This window comes from Sphingopyxis sp. OAS728, from assembly GCF_014873485.1.
Classification (GTDB): Bacteria; Pseudomonadota; Alphaproteobacteria; order Sphingomonadales; family Sphingomonadaceae; genus Sphingopyxis.
Genome location: NZ_JADBDT010000001.1, coordinates 4,248,694 through 4,267,938, shown reverse-complemented (window position 1 = coordinate 4,267,938; position 19,245 = coordinate 4,248,694). Strand labels below are relative to the sequence as shown.

Annotated in this window: 17 protein-coding genes and 1 pseudogene; 12 read left to right on the top strand and 6 right to left on the bottom strand. The window is 63.3% G+C overall.

Annotation, left to right across the window (positions count from 1 at the left end; all coding sequences use genetic code 11):
• Positions 1-285 precede the first annotated feature (285 nt).
• The 7 genes and pseudogenes from GGC65_RS20220 to GGC65_RS23620 all read left to right on the top strand — a co-directional run.
• Entirely contained in the window at positions 286-1,683 is a 1,398-nt protein-coding gene (locus GGC65_RS20220) for a tetratricopeptide repeat-containing sulfotransferase family protein (protein ID WP_192648798.1), read from the top strand.
• Between the two features lie 403 nt (positions 1,684-2,086).
• Positions 2,087-3,175, top strand: coding sequence for a flavodoxin family protein (locus GGC65_RS20215; protein ID WP_225940930.1), 1,089 nt, complete (start codon positions 2,087-2,089; stop codon positions 3,173-3,175).
• A 315-nt stretch (positions 3,176-3,490) separates the two neighbouring features.
• Complete coding sequence (locus GGC65_RS20210; protein WP_192648797.1) at positions 3,491-3,868, top strand: hypothetical protein; 378 nt, start codon at positions 3,491-3,493, stop codon at positions 3,866-3,868.
• A complete protein-coding gene (locus GGC65_RS20205) occupies positions 3,869-4,360 on the top strand; it encodes a 5' nucleotidase, NT5C type (protein ID WP_192648796.1) in 492 nt (163 codons plus the stop codon).
• 101 nt (positions 4,361-4,461) lie between these two features.
• A complete protein-coding gene (locus GGC65_RS20200) occupies positions 4,462-4,830 on the top strand; it encodes a PRC-barrel domain-containing protein (RefSeq protein WP_192648795.1) in 369 nt (122 codons plus the stop codon).
• A gap of 36 nt (positions 4,831-4,866) precedes the next feature.
• Complete coding sequence (locus GGC65_RS20195) at positions 4,867-5,163, top strand: plasmid stabilization protein (RefSeq protein WP_192648794.1); 297 nt, start codon at positions 4,867-4,869, stop codon at positions 5,161-5,163.
• 42 nt (positions 5,164-5,205) lie between these two features.
• A pseudogene (locus tag GGC65_RS23620) lies at positions 5,206-5,427 on the top strand (protein-L-isoaspartate O-methyltransferase family protein); the annotation flags it as partial.
• A 220-nt stretch (positions 5,428-5,647) separates the two neighbouring features.
• Here the strand turns inward: GGC65_RS23620 and GGC65_RS23485 are convergent.
• Entirely contained in the window at positions 5,648-5,911 is a 264-nt protein-coding gene (locus tag GGC65_RS23485; protein ID WP_225941307.1) for a hypothetical protein, read from the bottom strand.
• A 196-nt stretch (positions 5,912-6,107) separates the two neighbouring features.
• On the opposite strand from GGC65_RS23485, the gene GGC65_RS20185 reads away from it, so the two are divergent.
• Positions 6,108-6,461, top strand: a complete 354-nt coding sequence (locus GGC65_RS20185) for a response regulator (RefSeq protein WP_225940929.1) — start codon at positions 6,108-6,110, stop codon at positions 6,459-6,461.
• A 205-nt stretch (positions 6,462-6,666) separates the two neighbouring features.
• Complete coding sequence (locus GGC65_RS23615) at positions 6,667-7,443, top strand: BON domain-containing protein (protein WP_192648792.1); 777 nt, start codon at positions 6,667-6,669, stop codon at positions 7,441-7,443.
• Positions 7,444-7,836: 393 nt separating this feature from the next.
• On the opposite strand, the gene GGC65_RS20175 is transcribed toward GGC65_RS23615, so the two are convergent.
• The 5 genes from GGC65_RS20175 to GGC65_RS20155 all read right to left on the bottom strand — a co-directional run bounded on the left by GGC65_RS20175 (position 7,837) and on the right by GGC65_RS20155 (position 12,870).
• The gene (locus tag GGC65_RS20175) at positions 7,837-8,133 is read right to left on the bottom strand and encodes a thermonuclease family protein (RefSeq protein ID WP_318780202.1); all 297 of its coding nucleotides are present in this window, start codon (positions 8,131-8,133) and stop codon (positions 7,837-7,839) included.
• A gap of 352 nt (positions 8,134-8,485) precedes the next feature.
• Positions 8,486-9,391, bottom strand: coding sequence for a hypothetical protein (locus GGC65_RS20170; RefSeq protein ID WP_192648791.1), 906 nt, complete (start codon positions 9,389-9,391; stop codon positions 8,486-8,488).
• Positions 9,392-9,400: 9 nt separating this feature from the next.
• On the bottom strand, positions 9,401-10,630 hold the full coding sequence (locus GGC65_RS20165; protein ID WP_192648790.1) for a hypothetical protein: 1,230 nt from the start codon (positions 10,628-10,630) through the stop codon (positions 9,401-9,403).
• Between the two features lie 21 nt (positions 10,631-10,651).
• Entirely contained in the window at positions 10,652-11,479 is an 828-nt protein-coding gene (locus tag GGC65_RS20160) for a hypothetical protein (RefSeq protein ID WP_192648789.1), read from the bottom strand.
• Entirely contained in the window at positions 11,476-12,870 is a 1,395-nt protein-coding gene (locus GGC65_RS20155; protein WP_192648788.1) for a hypothetical protein, read from the bottom strand. Before GGC65_RS20155 ends, GGC65_RS20160 begins: the two co-directional genes overlap by 4 nt.
• 149 nt (positions 12,871-13,019) lie before the next feature.
• Between GGC65_RS20155 and GGC65_RS20150 the strand changes: the two genes are divergently transcribed.
• From GGC65_RS20150 to GGC65_RS20140, 3 genes are read left to right on the top strand one after another with little or no spacing between them, the layout of a single operon-like run.
• Positions 13,020-15,443: a TerB N-terminal domain-containing protein gene (locus tag GGC65_RS20150; protein WP_192648787.1), complete on the top strand. Its 2,424-nt coding sequence runs from the start codon at positions 13,020-13,022 to the stop codon at positions 15,441-15,443.
• Entirely contained in the window at positions 15,443-16,747 is a 1,305-nt protein-coding gene (locus GGC65_RS20145; protein WP_192648786.1) for an ATP-binding protein, read from the top strand. Before GGC65_RS20150 ends, GGC65_RS20145 begins: the two co-directional genes overlap by 1 nt.
• The gene (locus GGC65_RS20140; protein WP_192648785.1) at positions 16,744-18,948 is read left to right on the top strand and encodes a DEAD/DEAH box helicase; all 2,205 of its coding nucleotides are present in this window, start codon (positions 16,744-16,746) and stop codon (positions 18,946-18,948) included. The genes GGC65_RS20145 and GGC65_RS20140 overlap by 4 nt, the downstream gene beginning before the upstream one ends.
• The last annotated feature ends 297 nt before the right edge of the window (positions 18,949-19,245 follow it).

Genomic DNA, 19,245 nt, shown 5'->3' with positions numbered 1-19,245 from the left:
GACTCATCCCCCTGTTCACGACCCGCGCGGGGCGGGCAGCCGGTGCCGCCGATCCCCTGAAATGAGGCCGGCACATAATATAAATGAAATTATTATCAGAAGGTTACGAAATGACAGTGAATGGGGGTATGTTACCGTATCGATGCGAGCGGCTGAGGTCGGGTAACATCATGATATTCGCCCTCTCGGCTCGTCAGACCGCCACGGATCCCTTGCGCCAAGAGCGGCCGCCAAGATAATGCGCGCCATGATGTTACCTCCAAAGCGCGAACGAGGACGGTGAATTTGGAGCACCTCGACGAAGAGCAACGACTGCGCGACGCGATTGCGGCGGACCCGGATTCCGCTCGCGCGCATGCCGCCTTAGTATTCCACCTGTGTAACGCGGCCCGCGCCGACGAAGCCCTGCTTCATCTCGATCGTGAGGCGCGCCGCCGGCCGTCGAACATCTGGCCGCTTTCGTTACGGGCGGGCGTCCTCTCCGCTGAGCGGCGTGCCAGCGAAGCGATCGATGTCCACCGCAGGCTTGTCGCCATGGCGCCGCATATCGCTATACTCTGGTGCAATTTCGCGAATGATCTTGCGGCTGCAGGCTTCACGTCCGAGGCAGCCTCCGCCTATCGCAACGCCGTTGAGCGCGCGCCCGAACTCGGCGGGGCCTGGCTCGGGATCGCCAATTTGCGCGGCGACGCCTTTTCGGCCGCTGACATTGCGGTCATGAAACGCGCGATTGGTATGGTTGCGGACCCTTATCAGTGCGTACAGATTTTTTTCGCACTCGGCCGCGCGCTGGGCGAGCAACGAGACTTCCGCCGATCATTTGAAAATTTCTCCCAAGCTAACACGTTGCGTGAAAAGCTTGTTCCGCATGATGCCGCACGGCTTGCGGCCTTTGTCGAGGCGCACAGAAACATGCGGCCGACGCTTTTCGAAGCGAGGAAAAGCTCTCTTTCGCAAGAGTGCGGACCGATCTTTATCGTTGGCATGCCGCGGTCGGGATCAACGCTCGTCGAACAGATTTTGGCAAGCCATCCTGACGTCGAAGGCCTTGGTGAACTGTCCGCGCTTGAGGAGGTCGCGGCATCGATAGGCGCTTTCGATGCGCCGGACGACTTTTTCTCCCGTCTGCAGACATTGACACGGGCAGAAGCGATGGATCTTGCTACCGTTTATCTAGCGCGAGCAGGCCGATATCGTCGAACCGGCCGCCCCTTTTTCACGGACAAGATGCCATCCAACTGGCGCTTCATTGCACTCATTCTCCGGATATTGCCGGGTGCGCGGATTATCGATGTCCGGCGCGACGCGATGGCCTGCTGCTTCTCGGCCTACACAACCTATTTTAACCGCAACACCGATTTTCCGAACGGTCTTGAAGACCTCGGCCGATATTACCGCGCCTATCGCGGAATGATGGAAAGCGCTCAAGCTTCCGTGCCCGAGAGAATGTTCGATATCGACTATGATCGGCTCGTAGACGATCCGGATCGGGAGATCGGAGCGCTGCTCGATAGCCTCGACCTCCCTTTCGCGACATCCTGCCTGGCACCGCACAGAAACCGCCGGGCCGTTTTTACACCCAGCGCGCAACAGGTTCGCGCTCCCATAAATCGGATGAAAGAATCGTCTAGCGATTATCTGGCCTGGCTTGAACCGCTCAAGGCTGCGCTAGGAGCAGAATGAGCCGACAGAGCGAGAACTGCTGGAAATAAATGGATAGAATCTCTGGCCGGTGTCGGACTGCTTTTAGCCGGCGCACCTAGAGAAGCGGACGTTCATGTCGGCGGAGCGAGAATGACAGCTCGCGACCGATTGTGGACCTCCTTCTCGTCATCCCGGACTTGATCCGGGATCCATAGCTGCGCCGTCGTCGTGGATCCCGGATCAAGTCCGGGATGACGAAGCGGGAGTGGTTTGCCGTCCGGTTCCCACCCCTTTCCGGCCGCGACAGACACTTGGAGGGTGCCGGGGTTCAACCGCTGGCCATGGCCAATTGCTCACTGGCAGCTTCGGGTGGCGCAGATAGACATAACGGACGTCACTTGGCGCACATGCAACCGCGAACTCCGCACATCGTTCCGACTATATGGAACGTCAGAAGAGCCAACCGTCGCCGCGCAAGGGCATGCCCGACCCCAAGCTCGACGAACCCGCGTTCAAGCAGCGCTACATCGAACAGTTTCGCGATCCGGGTTTTGACAGCCTGCGCGCCGAGATCGGAAAACTGGCCGCGGTTGCATGGAATGCCTATCGCGACGAACGCAAGAGCCCGCAGACCGTCAAAGCAGGTACAAGCTTCGCCGATCCGGATTATGATCTCTCGGTTGACTGGCTCGCCGCATATGACGCGGTCGCGAGCGCGCGCGCCGACTATGAGCGCGCCGACGGCGTCTGCCGCATGCTCGTCATCAATGCCTCGCCGCGGTCGGAACATACATGCCCAGGCGAGATGTCGAAAAGCTGGCGCCTCGCCGAGATCGCCGGCGACGAGCTCCAGCAGCCGGACACGCGGATCGAGACACTTGATCTCAGCCGGCTGGCTTCGGAATATGGCCGCAACATCCACCCCTGCAAGGCGTGCTTCTCGACGGCGGCGCCCCTCTGCCACTTTCCGTGCAGCTGCTATCCCAATCATTCATTGGGCCAGACGCAGGACTGGATGAACGACATTTACCCGATGTGGATACGCGCGCACGGCATTTTCCTGATCACGCCGGTCAACTGGTATATGGCGACGTCGCCTCTGAAGCTCATGATGGACCGGATGGTGTGCATGGACGGCGGCAATCCCGATCCCACAAGCACACAAGGCAAGGATGCGGCCAAAGCGAAGGCGATCGAGCTGGCCGGCTGGGACTATCCTCGGCCCCTTGAGGGCCGTCAGTTCGCTGTCGTCGTTCATGGTGACACCGAGGGTGCAAAAAATGTTCGCCGCAGCCTCTCCGACTGGCTGGCAACCCTCGCGCTCGCGCCTGCGGGACCGCGCGCAGAGCTTGACCGCTACATCGGCTATTTCGAACTCTATGCGACGAGCCATGAAGCGCTCGACAGGGACAAGGCCGTACAGGAGGAGGTCCGCAACGCCGCTCGCACTCTCCTCGAGGCGGTACGGGCGAAGCGCGCGGGCAAACAGATCATCGCCGGAAGCCAGCTCAAGGAACCGCGCGACAAGTGAACCCTTCAGACGTCGAGCGACCGACGGCTGGTCGCTGAATTCGATCATGGTGCGCACCCTTCCTGTCCAACCGCCACGAGCATCTGGCCCTGCCCACGCGAACGAGACCCTACCGGCCGATCTGGCGTGCATCTTTAGCCGTCGTTCCGGGTTTCTTGGAAGTCGCATCCGAGGAATTACAATGACGCCATCGCCCCTACTCGAAGCCCTCTCCCCGCTGCTCATCGCAGTCGGTCTCCTATGGGGTGCGATCATTCGGATCCTTGTCAGCATTCGCCGCGACCGCGCGCGACTGGCCCGAGAGCAGAAATAGCCATGTCCCGCAGCATCACCGGGTGGCGACTACCCGATGCCCAGCGCGAGGCGCTCATGATGCGCTTTTCGGCGCGATACCCGAAGGTCGTCGCGGACCATGTGACGCTGCGCTACGGGACCGATGTGCAGACCGCGCTTCCGACCGAACATGCTGGTGCCGTGATCGGCGAGGCCGATGACGGCTTGGGCGTTCAAGCGCTTGTCGTCGCGATCGGAGGCAGGAGCGAACGCGGAGACGGCAGCCACTATCATCTGACCTGGTCGCTCGCGAAGGGGCGCAAGGCAAAGGAGAGCAACGACGTTATTGCCCAATGCGGCTGGCGGCCGGTCGATCCGCCGATCGCGATCATGCTCGAGCCGGCGCGCTGGAAATCCTGAATGCAACTCTATCTCGACTGCGACGGCGTTTTGGCCGACTTCGAGCGCGGCGCTACCGAGCTGTTGGGGATGCCGCCTCGTGCCTACGAGAAGCGCCACGGCATCGCCGCCTTTTGGCGCGAAATAGCGCGCCACCCCGACTTTTACGGTACGCTCCCGCTCATGCCCGACGCGATGGAATTGTTCGCCGCCGTGCGCCACCTCGGTCCGGTCATTCTGACTGGGCTGCCGCGCGGCAACTGGGCCGCGGCGCAGAAGATCCGGTGGGCCGCCGAGCATTTCCCCGGGACGCAGATCCTGACCGTGATGGCGGTCGACAAGCGCAACCACGCACAGCAAGGCGACATTCTTGTCGACGACCAACTCAAACACGCCCATCTCTGGGAAGCCGCGGGCGGTATCTTCCTTCACCACAAGGATGCCGCCAGCACTATCGACCGGCTGAAGGAACTGATCCCCGCCGACATGAAGGCGAACCCGACACCGATCTGAGCCTGCCAGTCGGGCATTTGCGACGAACCGTGGTAAATCGGTCGGATAGATGCCGCCCTCCGCGCGTTGCCAAGGATATCCCCCACCAAAGGAGATGCTCCATGACCACCGATATCGCCACCGACGAAACCAGTCGTCTGATCGCCTCGAACAAGGTCGAGGGTACCGCCGTCTATAATCAGGGAGGCGAGAAGCTCGGCTCGATCTTTAATTTCATGGTCGACAAGCGGTCGGGCCGCGTCGAATATGCCGTTCTCCAGTTCGGCGGCCTCTTCGGCCTCGGCAGCGACCATTACCCGCTTCCGTGGGACGTTCTTACCTATGAGACCGGCCAGGGCGGCTATGTCGTCAATCTCGACAAGAGCCTTCTTGAAAAGGCGCCGCGCTACCGCGCCGACGAGGAACCCGCGTTCGACCGCGACTATGGCCGCGGCGTCTATGACTATTACGGGGCCACCTACCCCTTCTAACCGCAGAATATCGAGGGGGGACCGAGGAGACGGATCATGCCCCGAGGCGACAAGTCGAGTTACACCGACAAGCAAAAACGCAAGGCCGAACATATCGAGGAAGGTTATGAGAAGCGCGGCGTCGGCAAGAAGGAAGCCGAAAGCCGCGCTTGGGCGACGGTAAACAAGGAGTCGGGCGGCGGCAACAAGTCGGGCTCCGGCCGCGGCGTGAAAGATACGCACGAGTCCTCGCGTAAGGGCGGCCGCAAGGGCGGATCGAGCCAGAGCCATGCCGATCGCTCGGCCGCTGCCAAAAAGGGCTGGGAAACCCGCCGCCGCCGCGCGAAGGGCTAGCCGGAGGCCGTCATAGCGGACTTGAAGGATCGCCGGGACGTGATGGTCGACTATCAGCTCGTCGCACGTGGCCTGCGCGATTCAAAAGTGCTGGACGCGATGCGCGAAGTCCCCCGCGAGCGCTTCATTCCCGATGCGCTCGCGGAATTCGCTTTTAAGGACACTCCGCTGCCGATTGAGGCCGGACAGACGATATCGCAGCCGTACATCGTCGGCCTCCTGCTCGAGGCGGCTGAAATACTGCCCGAAGACCGGATCCTCGAAATCGGCTTCGGTTCGGGATATGTGGCCGCCGTCATGAGCCGGATCGCGCCGCGCGTCCATGCGATCGACCGGCACGAGAAACGGCGCGTTCCGCGCCCCGATCGAGACCCGTTAGGGGCGATGCGATTTGGAAACAAACGCCGCTTACCTTTGGAATCGTGCAGAAACCCACGATGCGCCGACCCGCAGTCCCTCATTCGCTCGATGTTGCGGCCCCGCCTCAAACTGCGCCGGTGTTCACTAATGTTGGCCGGGCGGGGGACTGTTCGGGATTTGGAGGCGTCGTCGGCAGGAGTTGCCACAACTCCGCACCGCTCTTGGTCATCCGTGCCAGCAACTTGTCGTGGTCCCAGAGTTCGCAATAAGTGCCGTCGGTCACATTGCGCGCTACCTGAAATGCCTGGTCGGGGCTTTCGGCGATAAAATCGACCCGCTTCGCCGCGCGCGCCTCTGCGTCGGATATCATCATGAAATAAGCGGGCATGTGCGACTCCCTCGCCGACTCGCTGTGGGTCCGACGTCGCCGAGAATTACCACAGCTTCGCTATGGAGCCTAATTGGCGCGGTGGCATCACGCGGGAACGATGTCACCTGTCGCTTGTTGCATTGACTCGGACCGTCCAAGGACACGCTGTGATCGGACCCACAGCGCAGACGTCCGCTCCCGGTAGATGCAGTTCATGACATTCCGCATTCTCATTGTCGAAGATGATCCGCTGGTCGCGATGATGCTCGAGGGCTATCTCGAAGCACTCGATCTACAGACGGTCGGATGCGTCGAGAGTGTGGGCGGCGCGCTAGCCTGCATCCGCGACGGCGGATTCGACGCTGCCATCCTCGACGTCCATCTTGCGAGCGGAGAGACCAGCGGTCCTGTTGCCCTTGCGTTGAAGGCGGCAGATCTACCCTTCATCGTGACGACCGGCTCGGGCGCGAGCGACGATGTCGTCTATGACGGCGCGCCGCTGCTCACCAAGCCGTTCAACCTGCAGAGTCTGGAAACCGCTCTCGCGCAGCTCAATCTCAGTGCGTAAGCGCCACGAGAAAAGTCACCCGTGAAGTCGCCGTTTTGAAGGGCGCCGTTTCGCGCATGATCGCAGCACCTCGCGGTACACTGAACGATCTGTCGCATCTCGCCGCACCACTCCGGAACTTCCGGGCCGGCGACACGTCACCTTCATGCCGGGGGTTGTCGACCAATCCGGCAGCCTGCCCGCCACAACAAATTGGAGATGGACGATGGACAGGTTCGACGACCGCACGCCCCTTTGGGATTATCAGGACAATAGCGTTCCCGACGATGGGCGTGATCGCCGAGGATGGACGAGCGGCCGCGCCGAGGACGCCGCGCGAAGCTTTACCGCAATCGAAGACGAAGATCGCCGGTCCGGACGCCGGCGCGAGACGAGCCGGGAGCAGCCCTATCGACGCGACGACTGGGACGATCGCCACGCCGGCGAACAGCGCGGCTATGGCGAGCGCGCATGGCCGCGCTACGATCGGCAACCCAAACGCTCGCGATATTATGACGGAGTCGGCGAAGCCCGCAGCGGACAGGGCGAGCGTTCTGACTCGATGTGGCCGAGCGAGCTCGGCTATCCCGCTTCTCGGGGCTACTCGCCCTATGGTGATGATCGATATGGCCGCCGCGACGATGGCGGGGATGACCGCGGCTTTTTCGAGCGTGCCGGCGACGAGGTCATGTCGTGGTTCGGCGATCGCGACGCGCGGCGGCGGCGCGAACAGGATCATCGCGGCCGCGGTCCGAAAAACTATTCACGGTCTGACGAGCGCATCCGCGAAGATGTAAACGACCGCCTCACCGAAGATGTCTGGGTCGACGCCTCGGAGATAGAGGTGTCGGTCGAAGGCGGCGAAGTCACGCTGACGGGAACTGTCGAAGACCGCCGCTCCAAGCGCCGCGCCGAAGATTGCGCGGACGCGGTCTCGGGCGTCAAGCATGTGCAGAATAATCTGCGCTACGCGTCGGGCGTCGTCAGTCCGAAGATCGATTGACCCGCCGGAGGCGCCGCACATAGCGGCGCCTCCCCGCTCGCACTGCGTCCGCGGCGCAGCCGAACGCGAATGATCAGTGCGCAGACTACCCCGATCTGGTTTCGACGTTGCGCGCAAAAAGCCCCTTCGGACGTTTTCAACGGCATTTGGCCGCTAGCGGTCAGGCCGCTTTTGGCCTCACTTCTCGGGAAGCAGACATACTCCGTAAGTTTATTAGATCGGCCGAAGTGAGACGCGAGCCAACCGGGCAAACTTCGCCAACCTGATCGTGCGAGGCAACTGGCTGATCGCATTTGGTAAGTCACAGCATACTGACGTGACATTAGACCAAGCGTTGTGATGATTAGCTAGATCGGCAAAAGGCGACAAAGCGGGCGCTTGAACCAGCATGTCTTAGCAAGGAAAACCGCCATAGCGGATGACTGCCCCGCCGCGCGCGACAAGTTCACAGGACAGGTTGATGCCTTGGGTCGAACACGATGCCAGCGTCCTGCCATAGCGGTCGGTTCCGGTGCGTACGCATGCGGTATCTCCCGTACCGATTAGCGCTTCGAGCATCGCCTTGCTCGCCAATGGATCGCCCGCGACGCACTCTCGCCCCTTGCGGCAATGGCCCGGCATTTCGGGAGCATCGATCCCGACCAGCCGAATCCGTTCGTCGCCGCAGCGAAGCGTATCGCCATCGGTCACCGAGAGCGGCGTGCATACAAAGTCCCCCGTATCTTGCGGCGACGGCGGCAGCGAGAGAGGGGGCGACTGCAACGGCGACAGCGATTGCTCCTCAATGGGCGCAGTCCGCGTAAAGGTGAAAGTCGCAGCGCCAATGAATAAGATACCCGCTGTGGTCAGGACGAGGGTGGGAATGATTCTCCCTTCCTTCCGTTTCTCCCGCCTCCGCCGGCCGCTGTGGCGTCGTGTCATGGCCTGCCGCCGAAGAGCGCCTGCCACCACGGCCGGGAATCGGGAGCCGGGCGCGACCGTCGCGCTTGACGATCGCGAACAGCAGCACGAAGGCGCGCCAGCGCTTGCCCAAGCTCGTCCACTAGCGAGCTCCCCCCGGCGAGGCGACTTCCGCGGTCGAACGGCGGAGACGGATTTCGATGCGGCGGCGGCGCTGGTCGCTCGCGCGCGCCGACCCGTCTGCCATGCGGTCAACGGGCACGATCATCTGGGCGCCGGAGAGCGGCAGGATCGCGGCGCGCGCGAGGCGTGGATCGGCGCGCAGTACGCGGACCACCGCCACCGCCCGCGCCATCGCGAGGCCCGCATTGTCAGTCGACCGAAGGTCCGCGATCGCGAAGCGCCCCGCAGACGCTGCAACCAAGACGGCGTCGAGATTGCTCTGGCCGACCATGGGCACTTCATCGGTGTGCCCGATTACCTCGATCACATCGACGTCATAATCGATGAGGTTGCGGGCGAGCATCGGTACGACCTTGGCGCTGAGATTGCGCTCGAATTCGGGACGGAGGGTCGCCTTGCCACTGTCGAAATAATAGCCTCCCGCTTCGCTCAGGCTCACGAAAGGCGGCCATTCGCCGCGCCGCGAACGATTGGCGTTGGCGGCGAGATTGCGGGCATATTCGCGCGGATTATCGACCCCGTCGCGCTCGGCCGCCTGTCGCACGTCGCGGCCAATCGCGGCATCGTCGAGGATCGACTGGCGCGCCGCGCCGGGTCCTTCAGCCTCGACCTGCCGTCGCACCTCGATGGCGCGGACCAGCTCCTTGAAATATTCGTCATGGGTCTTTGCCTCGGGATAAGCGCGCTGCAATTGCTCAACGAGCCGCGATGCCCCGCCCTTGTCGAGCGCATCGATCTGCTGCTCGCGCGTCTGCAGCGCGGCGGCGAGCGCCATCAGGACGACGAAGATCAGGAGGATCATCACTTCGGCCACGGTGAGGCCGAGGATGAGGCCGCGGCGATATTGCTTGTCGTCCTGCCGCACGAGGCCCCCTTAGCGATCGGAAGCCGAGATCTGCGCGGTCAGTTCGTTCGTCATTTCGACGAGCGCGGCCTGCACCTGTCCAACCTTGCTGCGCGATCGCTCGATTTCCACGTCGAGCGCCTCATTATGACGATGCAGCGCGGCGAGCTCGCGCGTGCGCGCCTCCTCGAGATCCTTGAGAAGGCGGGCATTAGCTTCGGCATGGTCCGAAATGACCGTCTGCCAGGTCGCCAACGTCTTCGCGAGCACGGCATCGAGCGCTTCGGCATTTTTGAGCGGCGCTTCGCCGAGCGCCCCGAGCCGCGCCTCGACGAGTTCGTCGAAGCGCTCGGCGGCCTGACCCAAAGCGGTTATCGTTGCCGCCACATTCGTGCCGATTCCCGCCAGCCGCTCGTCGCCCTCCGCCAGGTCTTGCTGATGCGTACGCAAGGCTTCGGCCGACGCGGACACTTGGCGCAGCGCCTCGGCGGCTGCGGTGCCCGCCCGCTCGATCATTTCGAGATTGTCGAACTGTGCGGACGTCTTGCCTGCGACCGCGCCGAGCATGTCAGCATGGCCGTCGATCGCCTTCACCAATCGTCCGACCGAGGTCGTCGCCTTGCGAAGCTCGTCGACGGTTTCGGCCGATTGTTCGTTCAACATGGCCCGGGCGCCATCGGCGGAAGCGGCCACCGCCTCGCGCGCGCCGGCGGAAACGACCTCGACATCGGCGCGAACTTGATCGCGGAGCTCGGCGAGATGCTGCTGCGTCTGGATCGCGAAAGTCTGGAAAGCGAGCAGCACTCCGTCGAGCTCGGCGCGTACCGCCGCGGCGGTCTCGGTTAGCGCGATGCGGGCATTGTCCTCGGCGGCCGCGAGGTCGGGCTGGCCCTGGCTGAAGAAGACGCGCAGGACGAGCCCCAGCACGGTCGAGACGAGTGCAACCCCGAAGCCCTGCACGATGGTCGTCGCCGTCCGCGCGGGATCGAAAGTGAAGATCGCATAGGAGAGGCTCGCCAGCGTGAAGACGAGCCCCAGATAATAGCAATTATCGCCGAGCTGGTCGGCGCGCAGTTTAAGCTTCGGGCCGAGGCTGACGACCGCGGCATAAGCGAGCATCACCATCATCGCGCCGCCCGCGACCCATATCGCGTCGAGCCCTAGCGACTTGGCGATCCAGATCGCGATCGACCCGCCTATCGCGAACAGGAGAAAGGCCCATCGATCGGCCCATTCGCGATCGCGAAGGCGATCAACCATATCCTGATATTGCCCAAACATTTAACCGCTCACATTATAGAGACGCTGGATCGCGCCGCCCTGCTCGCCAATCGCCGCTTCCCACAGGGCGGACAGAGCGCGCGGCTGTGTCGTAGAGGCATCGAGACGCTGGAGCTGCCACAGCTCGACATCGACGCCGCGAAGATCGGTTCGCACGCGGCGAAAAGCGTCCGAGCGAAGAAAAGCATCGGAGGCCGGCACTGCTTTGTAGAAGCTGATCGCATCGGTATTCTGCAAGAGGTCCGATGCGATGACGAGCCGCTTCGCAATGCCCTCGCGGCCTGCCTTCTGGAATTCAGTGAGCGCGACCGACTGGACCGATTCCATGATCGGCGATTCCGCAGCGCCGTTCGCGCGCACGAGACCTGCGAAGGCTCGGTCGAGCGGTTCTGAAAAGCCGCTTTCCCACTGGCGCTGGATCTTCGCGGGATTGCCCTTCATCTCGTCGGTGTCCTGTGCCGTGCCCGGACTGCAGCGTGTAATCACGGGCGCCAGAAGATTGGTGCTGGTCGAGTCCACCCGCATGACGCTGAGCTGCCCATAGCGCGGTATCGAGTTTTTGAGACGCGCGAGCTGGTTCAGGAAATCCTGTTGCTGCGGTCGGTTCATCGGATCGGTAACGTCGACGAGCAGGACGGTAACCGACAATGGGTTTTCCGGACAAAGCGTCACGGGATCGAGCGAACGCTGTCCGCTGACCGCGGAAAAATAGAAAGCGCCGACCGCGAGGATCACCGCGCCGGCGATGCCGAACTGCAAGAGCCCCCTGCGCCGCTCTTTCGCCAGACGCTCGTCGGCACGCGATCGCCGAGGCCGCCGGGCGCTCATGCGTGAAGGCGCGCCTTCAGCGCCTCGAGCGTTTCGAAACTGTGAACGCCAGCGAGATAGGTATCCGAAATGCTCCGTTGAGCATTTGAGAGGATCTGGTCGCCGCGCTCGACGTCCGCAGCCTTGAGCGCGGCTTCCGGGGCGGGCGGAATGGCCGGCGCCGCAAGCGAAAAACCGCTATCGAAATGGCCGGGAGGCGGCGTCGACCGCGCGGCACGATTGCGATCGCGATAGACGGCGAGAAGCTGCCGGCCCGCCTGCTCGAGTTCGGCATGGAAGCGCGTCAGCCGCTGCGCGAAGGCATTGCGTCCAGTGAGGGCGCGCGCCTGGTCAGCGAGCTGCCGGGCGAGTCCGGTGCGGATGTCGGTAAATCCTTCGCTCGCATCGTCGTGAAGCGCACGCAGTTCGTCGGAGGCCACCTCGATCTCGCCGGCATAATCGGCGCATCGCCGCTCATGCTCTTCCCACACATCGGCATACCCGGGAAAGGGATCGCGCATGCGGTAGGCGGCGATCGCGGCGATGATCGCGAAGATGATACCAAGAATCAGCAGGCCCCAGGAATAGATGCTCGCAGGTAGCTGGGTCATCATGGCTGCAGCGGCGAACTCGGGGCCCTCAACCCCTGCAACCTTTGCGTCGCGATAATGGGCGGCGAAAAGGTTCCAGAGGATCAGGAACAGGCCCCAGAGCCCGCTTAGCAAGGCAAAAACCGGACGCGCCCGCGACCGCAGATTAAGCCGCGGAAGGATATTGCGTCCGGCAAAAACCGCGACGCCGATATTGATCCCGCCGACGACCGCTGCGGCCCCGATTCCTCCGAGCAGCCCGAAATCGTCATTCTGACGCAGCAGCATCGAATTGGCGGCCGTCTCGACGATCCATGTCAGCAGGATGGTCCCATAGGTCAGGATCAGCGAAGGCGTGAGATTGGCCGGGCGGTTAAGACCATGGTCACGCTGAAAGGACAGCAATTGGCTATAGCTTTGCGCGACTGCATCGCGCGCGGTGGTGAGACGCATGGTGGCCTGCGCAACTTCAGCCTTGATCTGACTCTCGGTCTGGATCGCCGACGATTCAATGGTAGGCAGCTGCGTCAAGAGCGACAGGTTCGAGATGCGCTGATCGCAAGCGAGGAACCAGCGATCGGCCTCGGCGGAGGCTTCCTGCCAAGCGCGCGATACCCAGTTCGAAATCTCGAGCTCGACCGCGTCGCGTCCAGTCGCATCGCTCGCCGGGAGATCCTGCGCACCATTTTCAGCGCCGCGCTCTTCCAGTCGCAATTCGCTCGCCACGCCATCGGTGTCGAAATGCAGGAAAGGATTGTCGATCGTCGCCTCGAAAGAGGTCGAACGCCCAAGCGCCTTTCTTATTGCCGATGCCGCCCCCATCACGCGGGGATGCCCTGCAACGCATCGCGATTCAAGACCATCCAGTCATTTCGGAAAAGAAATTCGGACCACCGCAGACCCAAGGCCTTCTTTCCCCCGTCAAATGTCTTTAAGAGGAACGCGGGGCAATTAATCGGGGGGTAGGCATCATGAAATTGATCCGATGGATCCTTTTCTATCTCCTATTTTATGTCGTCTGCTCGATCGTGGCGGCGATCGCGCTCGACGGCCTTTCGGAGGGCAGGCGGGCGCTCTTCATTCTTCTGATGCCGATAGTCCTCGTTTGGTGGCAGGAGAGGCGCCGCGACGCCAAGCCGACCGAGCCCGATCCCGTTCCGCTGCCCGCAATCGCGACGCCGACCGACACCCCGGCTCCGCAGCAGGCGTCTCGCTTTCTGGACGTCCAAAGGGACGGCCCGTTACACTCAACGCCCGCAGCCACATCCGCGTCGCCCCCCGTCCGGCCATCACGCTCTCATCAGGGATGGCTTCCCGCGGGCCGAACGATCGTCATCGCTGGACGCGACATCGGCGGCATGGTCTATGTCGGCACGCCGCCGCAGCTGACGACGCGCGGTTTTGCCGAAAAGTGCCGCGCCTATATCGATCCCGCCAATTCGGTGGCCCCCGCCGGCACTGACCCCGAGGGGCATGGCTTGTCCTACTGGCCGGGATATTCGACGATCTCGTCGGTCTGCCGGGCGACCTATCTCGACTGGCTGACGGGCGGCCGCTCCGACGGATCGGTCAACCCCGGTTACATGTTCCTCTATTTCTACGGGCTCGAGCGGCGCTTTTTCGTCGACGAGCCGGAGGCCGAAGAAAAGCAGCTCATCGTTGCCGAGGTTGAGCGGCTGAAAGCGCTCTTCGCGAGCAATCACTCGGTACAGCGCTATCTCGGCGAGTTTCTCGATCTCGCGCGCATTTCGGCAGCGGGCCGGCTCTCGACCGACGATGCAACGCTCCGGCAGTCTATTCTCGACAATCGCAGCTGGGACCTGCCACTGACGCTAAAGATCGCCATCGGCGGCGCGATCGCCAGCGAGGAGGCGCTCAGCGCAGACTGGCTCTATGTCTGGTTCCTATGCCATTATGAAAAGCGCCTCCGGACGCCGGCGCAGCGCTGCGAGTCCGAATTCCGTGCGCTGTTCGGGCAGAAATTCGACGCGCGTTTCCCAGACGGGCTGAAGGTAACGAAACCGCGCACCAGGCTCGATTATCGCTATCAGGCCGCATCGGGAGAATTTGGCGGAACGGTGCAGCTGACGGCGAATGAAAAGCCGATCCCCGACATCTCTGGCCTGCGCAAGCCGATCGAAATTGCGCAGGAGATCGCCGACGAGGCGATGGACGCGCTCGACAAACTCAGCCGCTATCTCGGCCGCAATCCCGACGGCCGGAACAGCCTCGAAGGCCATGCGCTGCTCCCGGCGGAACTCCGCCCACTATTCCCGTCGAGCGAGATGGACGCGCTCAAGGACTGGATCGCGGACCTTATTGCGGCAGGCGGGCTCGTGCCGGTCACTGATCTGCTGGCGCGTCTCGAAGGTGCGCACAGCGAAACCGCCAGCAAGCGCCAGCTCACGGGCGCCGCCGATGCGCTCGCCCGGCTGGGCTGTGGCATGGCGCCCGACCCCCGCCATTCGCTGCGCGCGCCGCGGATCGACGAACCGGTCGTCCTGTTCGATCTTGGCGATATGGTCGAGGGGCTTGAATATGTCTCCGGCGCATATCTGAACCTGCTCTTTGAAATCGCGCTCGCAACCTTCATCGCGCAGGCCGACAAGAAGCTCGTTGAAGCGGAGCGGCGGAGCCTCAAGACAAAGGTCGCGAAGGCGCCAGGCATCAGTGATCGCGAGCGCCGCGCGCTCGCCGCCAATCTCGACTGGTATTTCGCGGTGCCGCCCGACATGGCGCTGCTCCGCGGCAAGCTCAAGCAGGTCGACACCGAGCATCATGTGGCGCTGCGCGCGGCGCTGGTGGCGATCGCGCATGCCGACAGCGTCATCCAGTCCGAGGAAGTCGCAACGATCGAGAAAATCTATCGCGCTCTCGGCCTTGATCCCGGGCTCGTCTATTCAGATCTCCATGCCGGAAGCGACGACGGTCCGGTGCGCGTAAAGGCGGCCGAGGCCGGGGCGCCCGGCGAGCCCATCCCCGGCGAGCTGGCCGCGAAGAGTGCCCGCCTCGATGCCGCGCGGATCGCCGCGATCCGGACCGACACCCAACGCGTGTCGGCAGTGCTCGGCGATATCTTTTCTGCGGAGGCCGAAGCGGAGACCGGTAATGCAGCTGATGCACCCGGTCCCGCGGCCGCAGCGCAGTGGAGCGGGCTCGATGCGAAGCATCGGAGCTTCGCCGAGCAAATCATTGTGCGCGCGCACTGGAGCGAAGAGGATTTCGCACGGCTCGCTGCGGTGCATGGTCTCATGCCTTCGGGTGCACTCGAGACGATCAACGAATGGTCGTTCGACCGGTTCGACGCGGCGCTCTTCGACGAATATGAGGGCTATGATGTCGCGCAGGAAATCGCCGCGGCGCTCAAGGCCGATGCTGTGAAGGAGATGAATTGATGTCCGACCTGAAGCCGCGCGAGCGCGATGCGATCGTTCAGGCGCTACGCGCCGGCGTCGTGCCCAAATTGGGTCTGCGCCACATTCAGGTCGGGCGGGCACGCGAGATCGAGGAGCTGGTGCGCGACATCGACCGAATCGCCGGTGGCGGATCGGCGATCCGCTTCATCATCGGCGAATATGGCTCGGGCAAGACGTTCTTCCTCAACCTGATTCGGTTGGTGGCGCTCGAGAAGGGCCTCGTCGTGATGTTCGCCGACCTTGCCCCCGATCGGCGCATCCACGCGACCGGCGGACAGGCGCGCGGCCTATATGCCGAAATGGCGCGCAACCTCGCGACGCGCACCAAGCCCGATGGCGGCGCGCTCGCGAGCGTCGTCGAGCGCTTCGTCGCCAAGGCGCAGCAGGACGGCGAGGCCGAGGACCGTTCGGCCGGCGATATGATCCGCGAGCGCCTCGCGCATCTCGAGGAGCTGACCGGCGGCTTCGATTTCGCCCAAGTGGTGCGCCGATATTGGGAGGGGCATGACGGCAACGACGAGGAGCTGAAATCGGCCGCGCTACGCTGGCTGCGCGGCGAGTTCGCGACCCGGACCGATGCGAGGAAGGCGCTTGGCGTGCGCACCATCGTCGACGATGCAAGTGTATATGATCATCTCAAGCTGATGTCGGCCTTCGTCACGAGCGCGGGCTACAAGGGGTTGCTCGTTGGGCTCGACGAGATGGTCAATCTCTTCAAGCTCAGCAGCGCGCAGGCCCGTAACGCCAATTATGAGCAGATTCTGCGCATCCTCAACGATGTGTTGCAGGGCAGCGCGGCGCATCTCGGCTTCCTGATGGGCGGCACGCCCGAATTTCTGATGAACACACGCCGCGGTCTTTACAGCTATGAGGCGCTGCAGTCGCGGTTGGCCGAAAACAGCTTCGCGCGCGAGGGGCTGGTCGATCTTTCGGGCCCGGTCGTTCGTCTCGCCAATCTGACGCCTGAGGATCTATTTGTATTGCTCTCGAACATCCGCGCGATCATGCAGCCCGGCCCCGACGCCCTGCCCGACGAAGCGCTCGAGGCCTTCATGACGCATTGCTCCGACCGGATCGGCGAAGCCTATTTCCGGACCCCGCGCAACACCGTTACCGCCTTCGTCAACCTGCTTGCGGTGCTCGCGCAAAATCCTGGTGTCGCCTGGACGGATCTGGTCGAGGCGCTCGACATCGGCGCGGATGCGGGCGACGATATGAGCGATGTCGACGAGGCGATCGGGGCGCAGCCAGTCAGCGAGGACCTCGCAAGCTTCCGGCTGTGACCGCAGCGTTCGACCGGCTGGCGCGGCCGATCCAGAAGTGGATCCGGGGCCAGGGCTGGCGCGAGCTGCGCGACATCCAGTCGCGCGCCGCGCACGTCATTCTGGGGTCGGATACCGATACGATTATTGCGGCGACCACCGCGGGTGGCAAGACCGAGGCGGCCTTCCTGCCGCTCCTCTCGCAGCTGCTCGACGAACCGGGCGAAGCGGTAGGTTTCGAGATCCTCTATATCGCGCCGCTGAAGGCGCTGATTACCGACCAGGCGCGCCGGCTCGCCGACATCTGTGACGAGGCTGGAATCCTCGTCACACCTTGGCACGGCGATGTGTCCAGCAGCGTCAAGACGCGCGCGCTCAAGCAGCCGAAAGGCGTGCTGCTCATCACCCCTGAATCGCTCGAAGCCCTGTTCATCCGGCGGGGACTCGAGATCGCGCGGCTGTTCGCTGCGACGCGCGCCGTCGTGATCGATGAGCTGCACAGCGTCCTCGACAGCGAGCGCGGCGTCCAGATGCGCTCGCTTCTGACCCGCCTCGAATTTGTGGTGAAGCGCCCGATACGCCGGATCGGCCTGTCGGCGACGCTCGGCGACATGGCGCTCGCCCGCCATTATCTCCGGCCGGACCGCGCCGATGCGGTCGAGCTGATCGAAGCGAAAGGCGGCGGGTCGGAGCTGCGCCTCCAGCTGCGTGGCTACGTCGCGAGTCCGGATGAGAAGGACGCCCTGCCCGTCACCGATGCGATCGCCGATCATCTGTTCGCCCATTTGCGCGGGAGCGACAATCTGGTCTTCGCGGGCTCGCGGCAAGCGGTCGAAATCTACGCCGATCGACTCCGTCTGCTCTGCGAGACGGCGCATCTGCCGCAGGAATTCTACCCCCATCATGCAAGCCTCGCGCGCGAACATCGCGATTTTGTCGAGCGCCGCCTCAAGGATGCCCAGCTGCCGACGACGGCGGTCTGCACATCGACGCTCGAACTTGGCATCGACATTGGCGATGTGGCCTGCGTCGCGCAGATCGGCGCGCCCTTCAGCGTGGCATCGTGCCGGCAGAGGCTCGGGCGGTCGGGACGACGCGAGGGAAAGCCCGCAGTCCTTCGCCAATATGCCATCGAGGCCAAGGTCGGCGCGAAGAGCAATTTCTCCGACCGACTGCGGCTCGGCCTGCTGCGGTCGATCGCGGCGATCGAGCTGCTCCTCGAAGGCTGGTGCGAACCGCCGCGGCGGGATACGCTGCATCTCTCGACGCTGGTGCATCAGATCCTTTCGCTGATCGCCGAACGCGGCGGCGCGCGCGCCGACCATCTTTACGCGCTTCTTTGCCGCGAAGGTCCGTTCCGTCAGGTCGAGCCGCCCCTCTTCGCCGACGTGCTGCGCGCCATGGGAGCACCGGATGCGCGGCTTGTCGAACAGGCCGCTGAAGGCTTGCTACTTCTTGGGCCGGAAGGCGAAAGGCTCGTCGACCATTATAGCTTCTACGCCGTGTTTCAGACGCCGGAGGAATATCGCCTCGTCGCCGCCGGACGCGAGCTCGGGACCTTGCCGATGGACAATCTCGTCGCGCCGGGCATGCTTCTGATATTCTCGGGCCGCCGGTGGCAGGTGCTCGAGGTGCATGACTGCGACCGGGTGATCCTGGTCAAGCCTGCAGCGGCGGGGGTCCCGCCGATCTTCGGCGGCGACCCGGGACATATCCATGACCGGGTAATCGAGCGCATGGTGTCGCTGCTCGAGGGCGACCATGTTCCGGTCTATCTGGACGAGGGCGCCAAGGATCTGCTCGCCGAGGCACGCGCCAATTATGCGCGTCTCGATTTCGGAGCGGAGAACATCGCCTGGCTCGGCGAAAATGCTGCAATTCTGGCGACCCGCGCCGGAACGCTCAAGACGATGACGCTCGCCCTCGCCTTGCGCGGACGCGACTTCACCGTCCAGATTCATGACGGATTTCTCGAGGTCTTCGGCAGCGAGGACTCACCGCCGCTCGATCACACGCTCGCCGCGCTTGCCGGGGGCGAGGAGGTGGACCTGTTCGGCCACTCCCCCAGTCTGCTCTTCGAGAAGTTCCATCCTTATCTAACAGATCCCTTGCTGAAGCTAGACGCGTTGTCCGCCCGTCTCGACGCCGGAGCGCTTGCCGGTCTCTGCCGACAACTTCTCCATAGTCCGCGCGCTGAGCCCGTCCAGACGGGTAGCATCTAGCGCGTCGTCGCGATCCGAGTTCGGATCCCATAGGAACCCAGCGCGAATCCGCACGCCCACGCCAATAGGGTATTGGGCAGAAATTCTTGCGATGCTGGTCGATGCGCCCGAAGATCGGGGTGGTCATGGGCGATCTCGATTTCGTCGAGGTGGCTAGCTCCTTCGGTCGACCAACTGCAGGTATCGAAAGTTGCGCCAAGCCGCACACCGCCGGACCTAGCCGACAGCAGACATGCAACTTTCTGCTGGCTAATATTCAGAAGCAGATATCTATGCAGCTGGCATGAGCGTCACCTT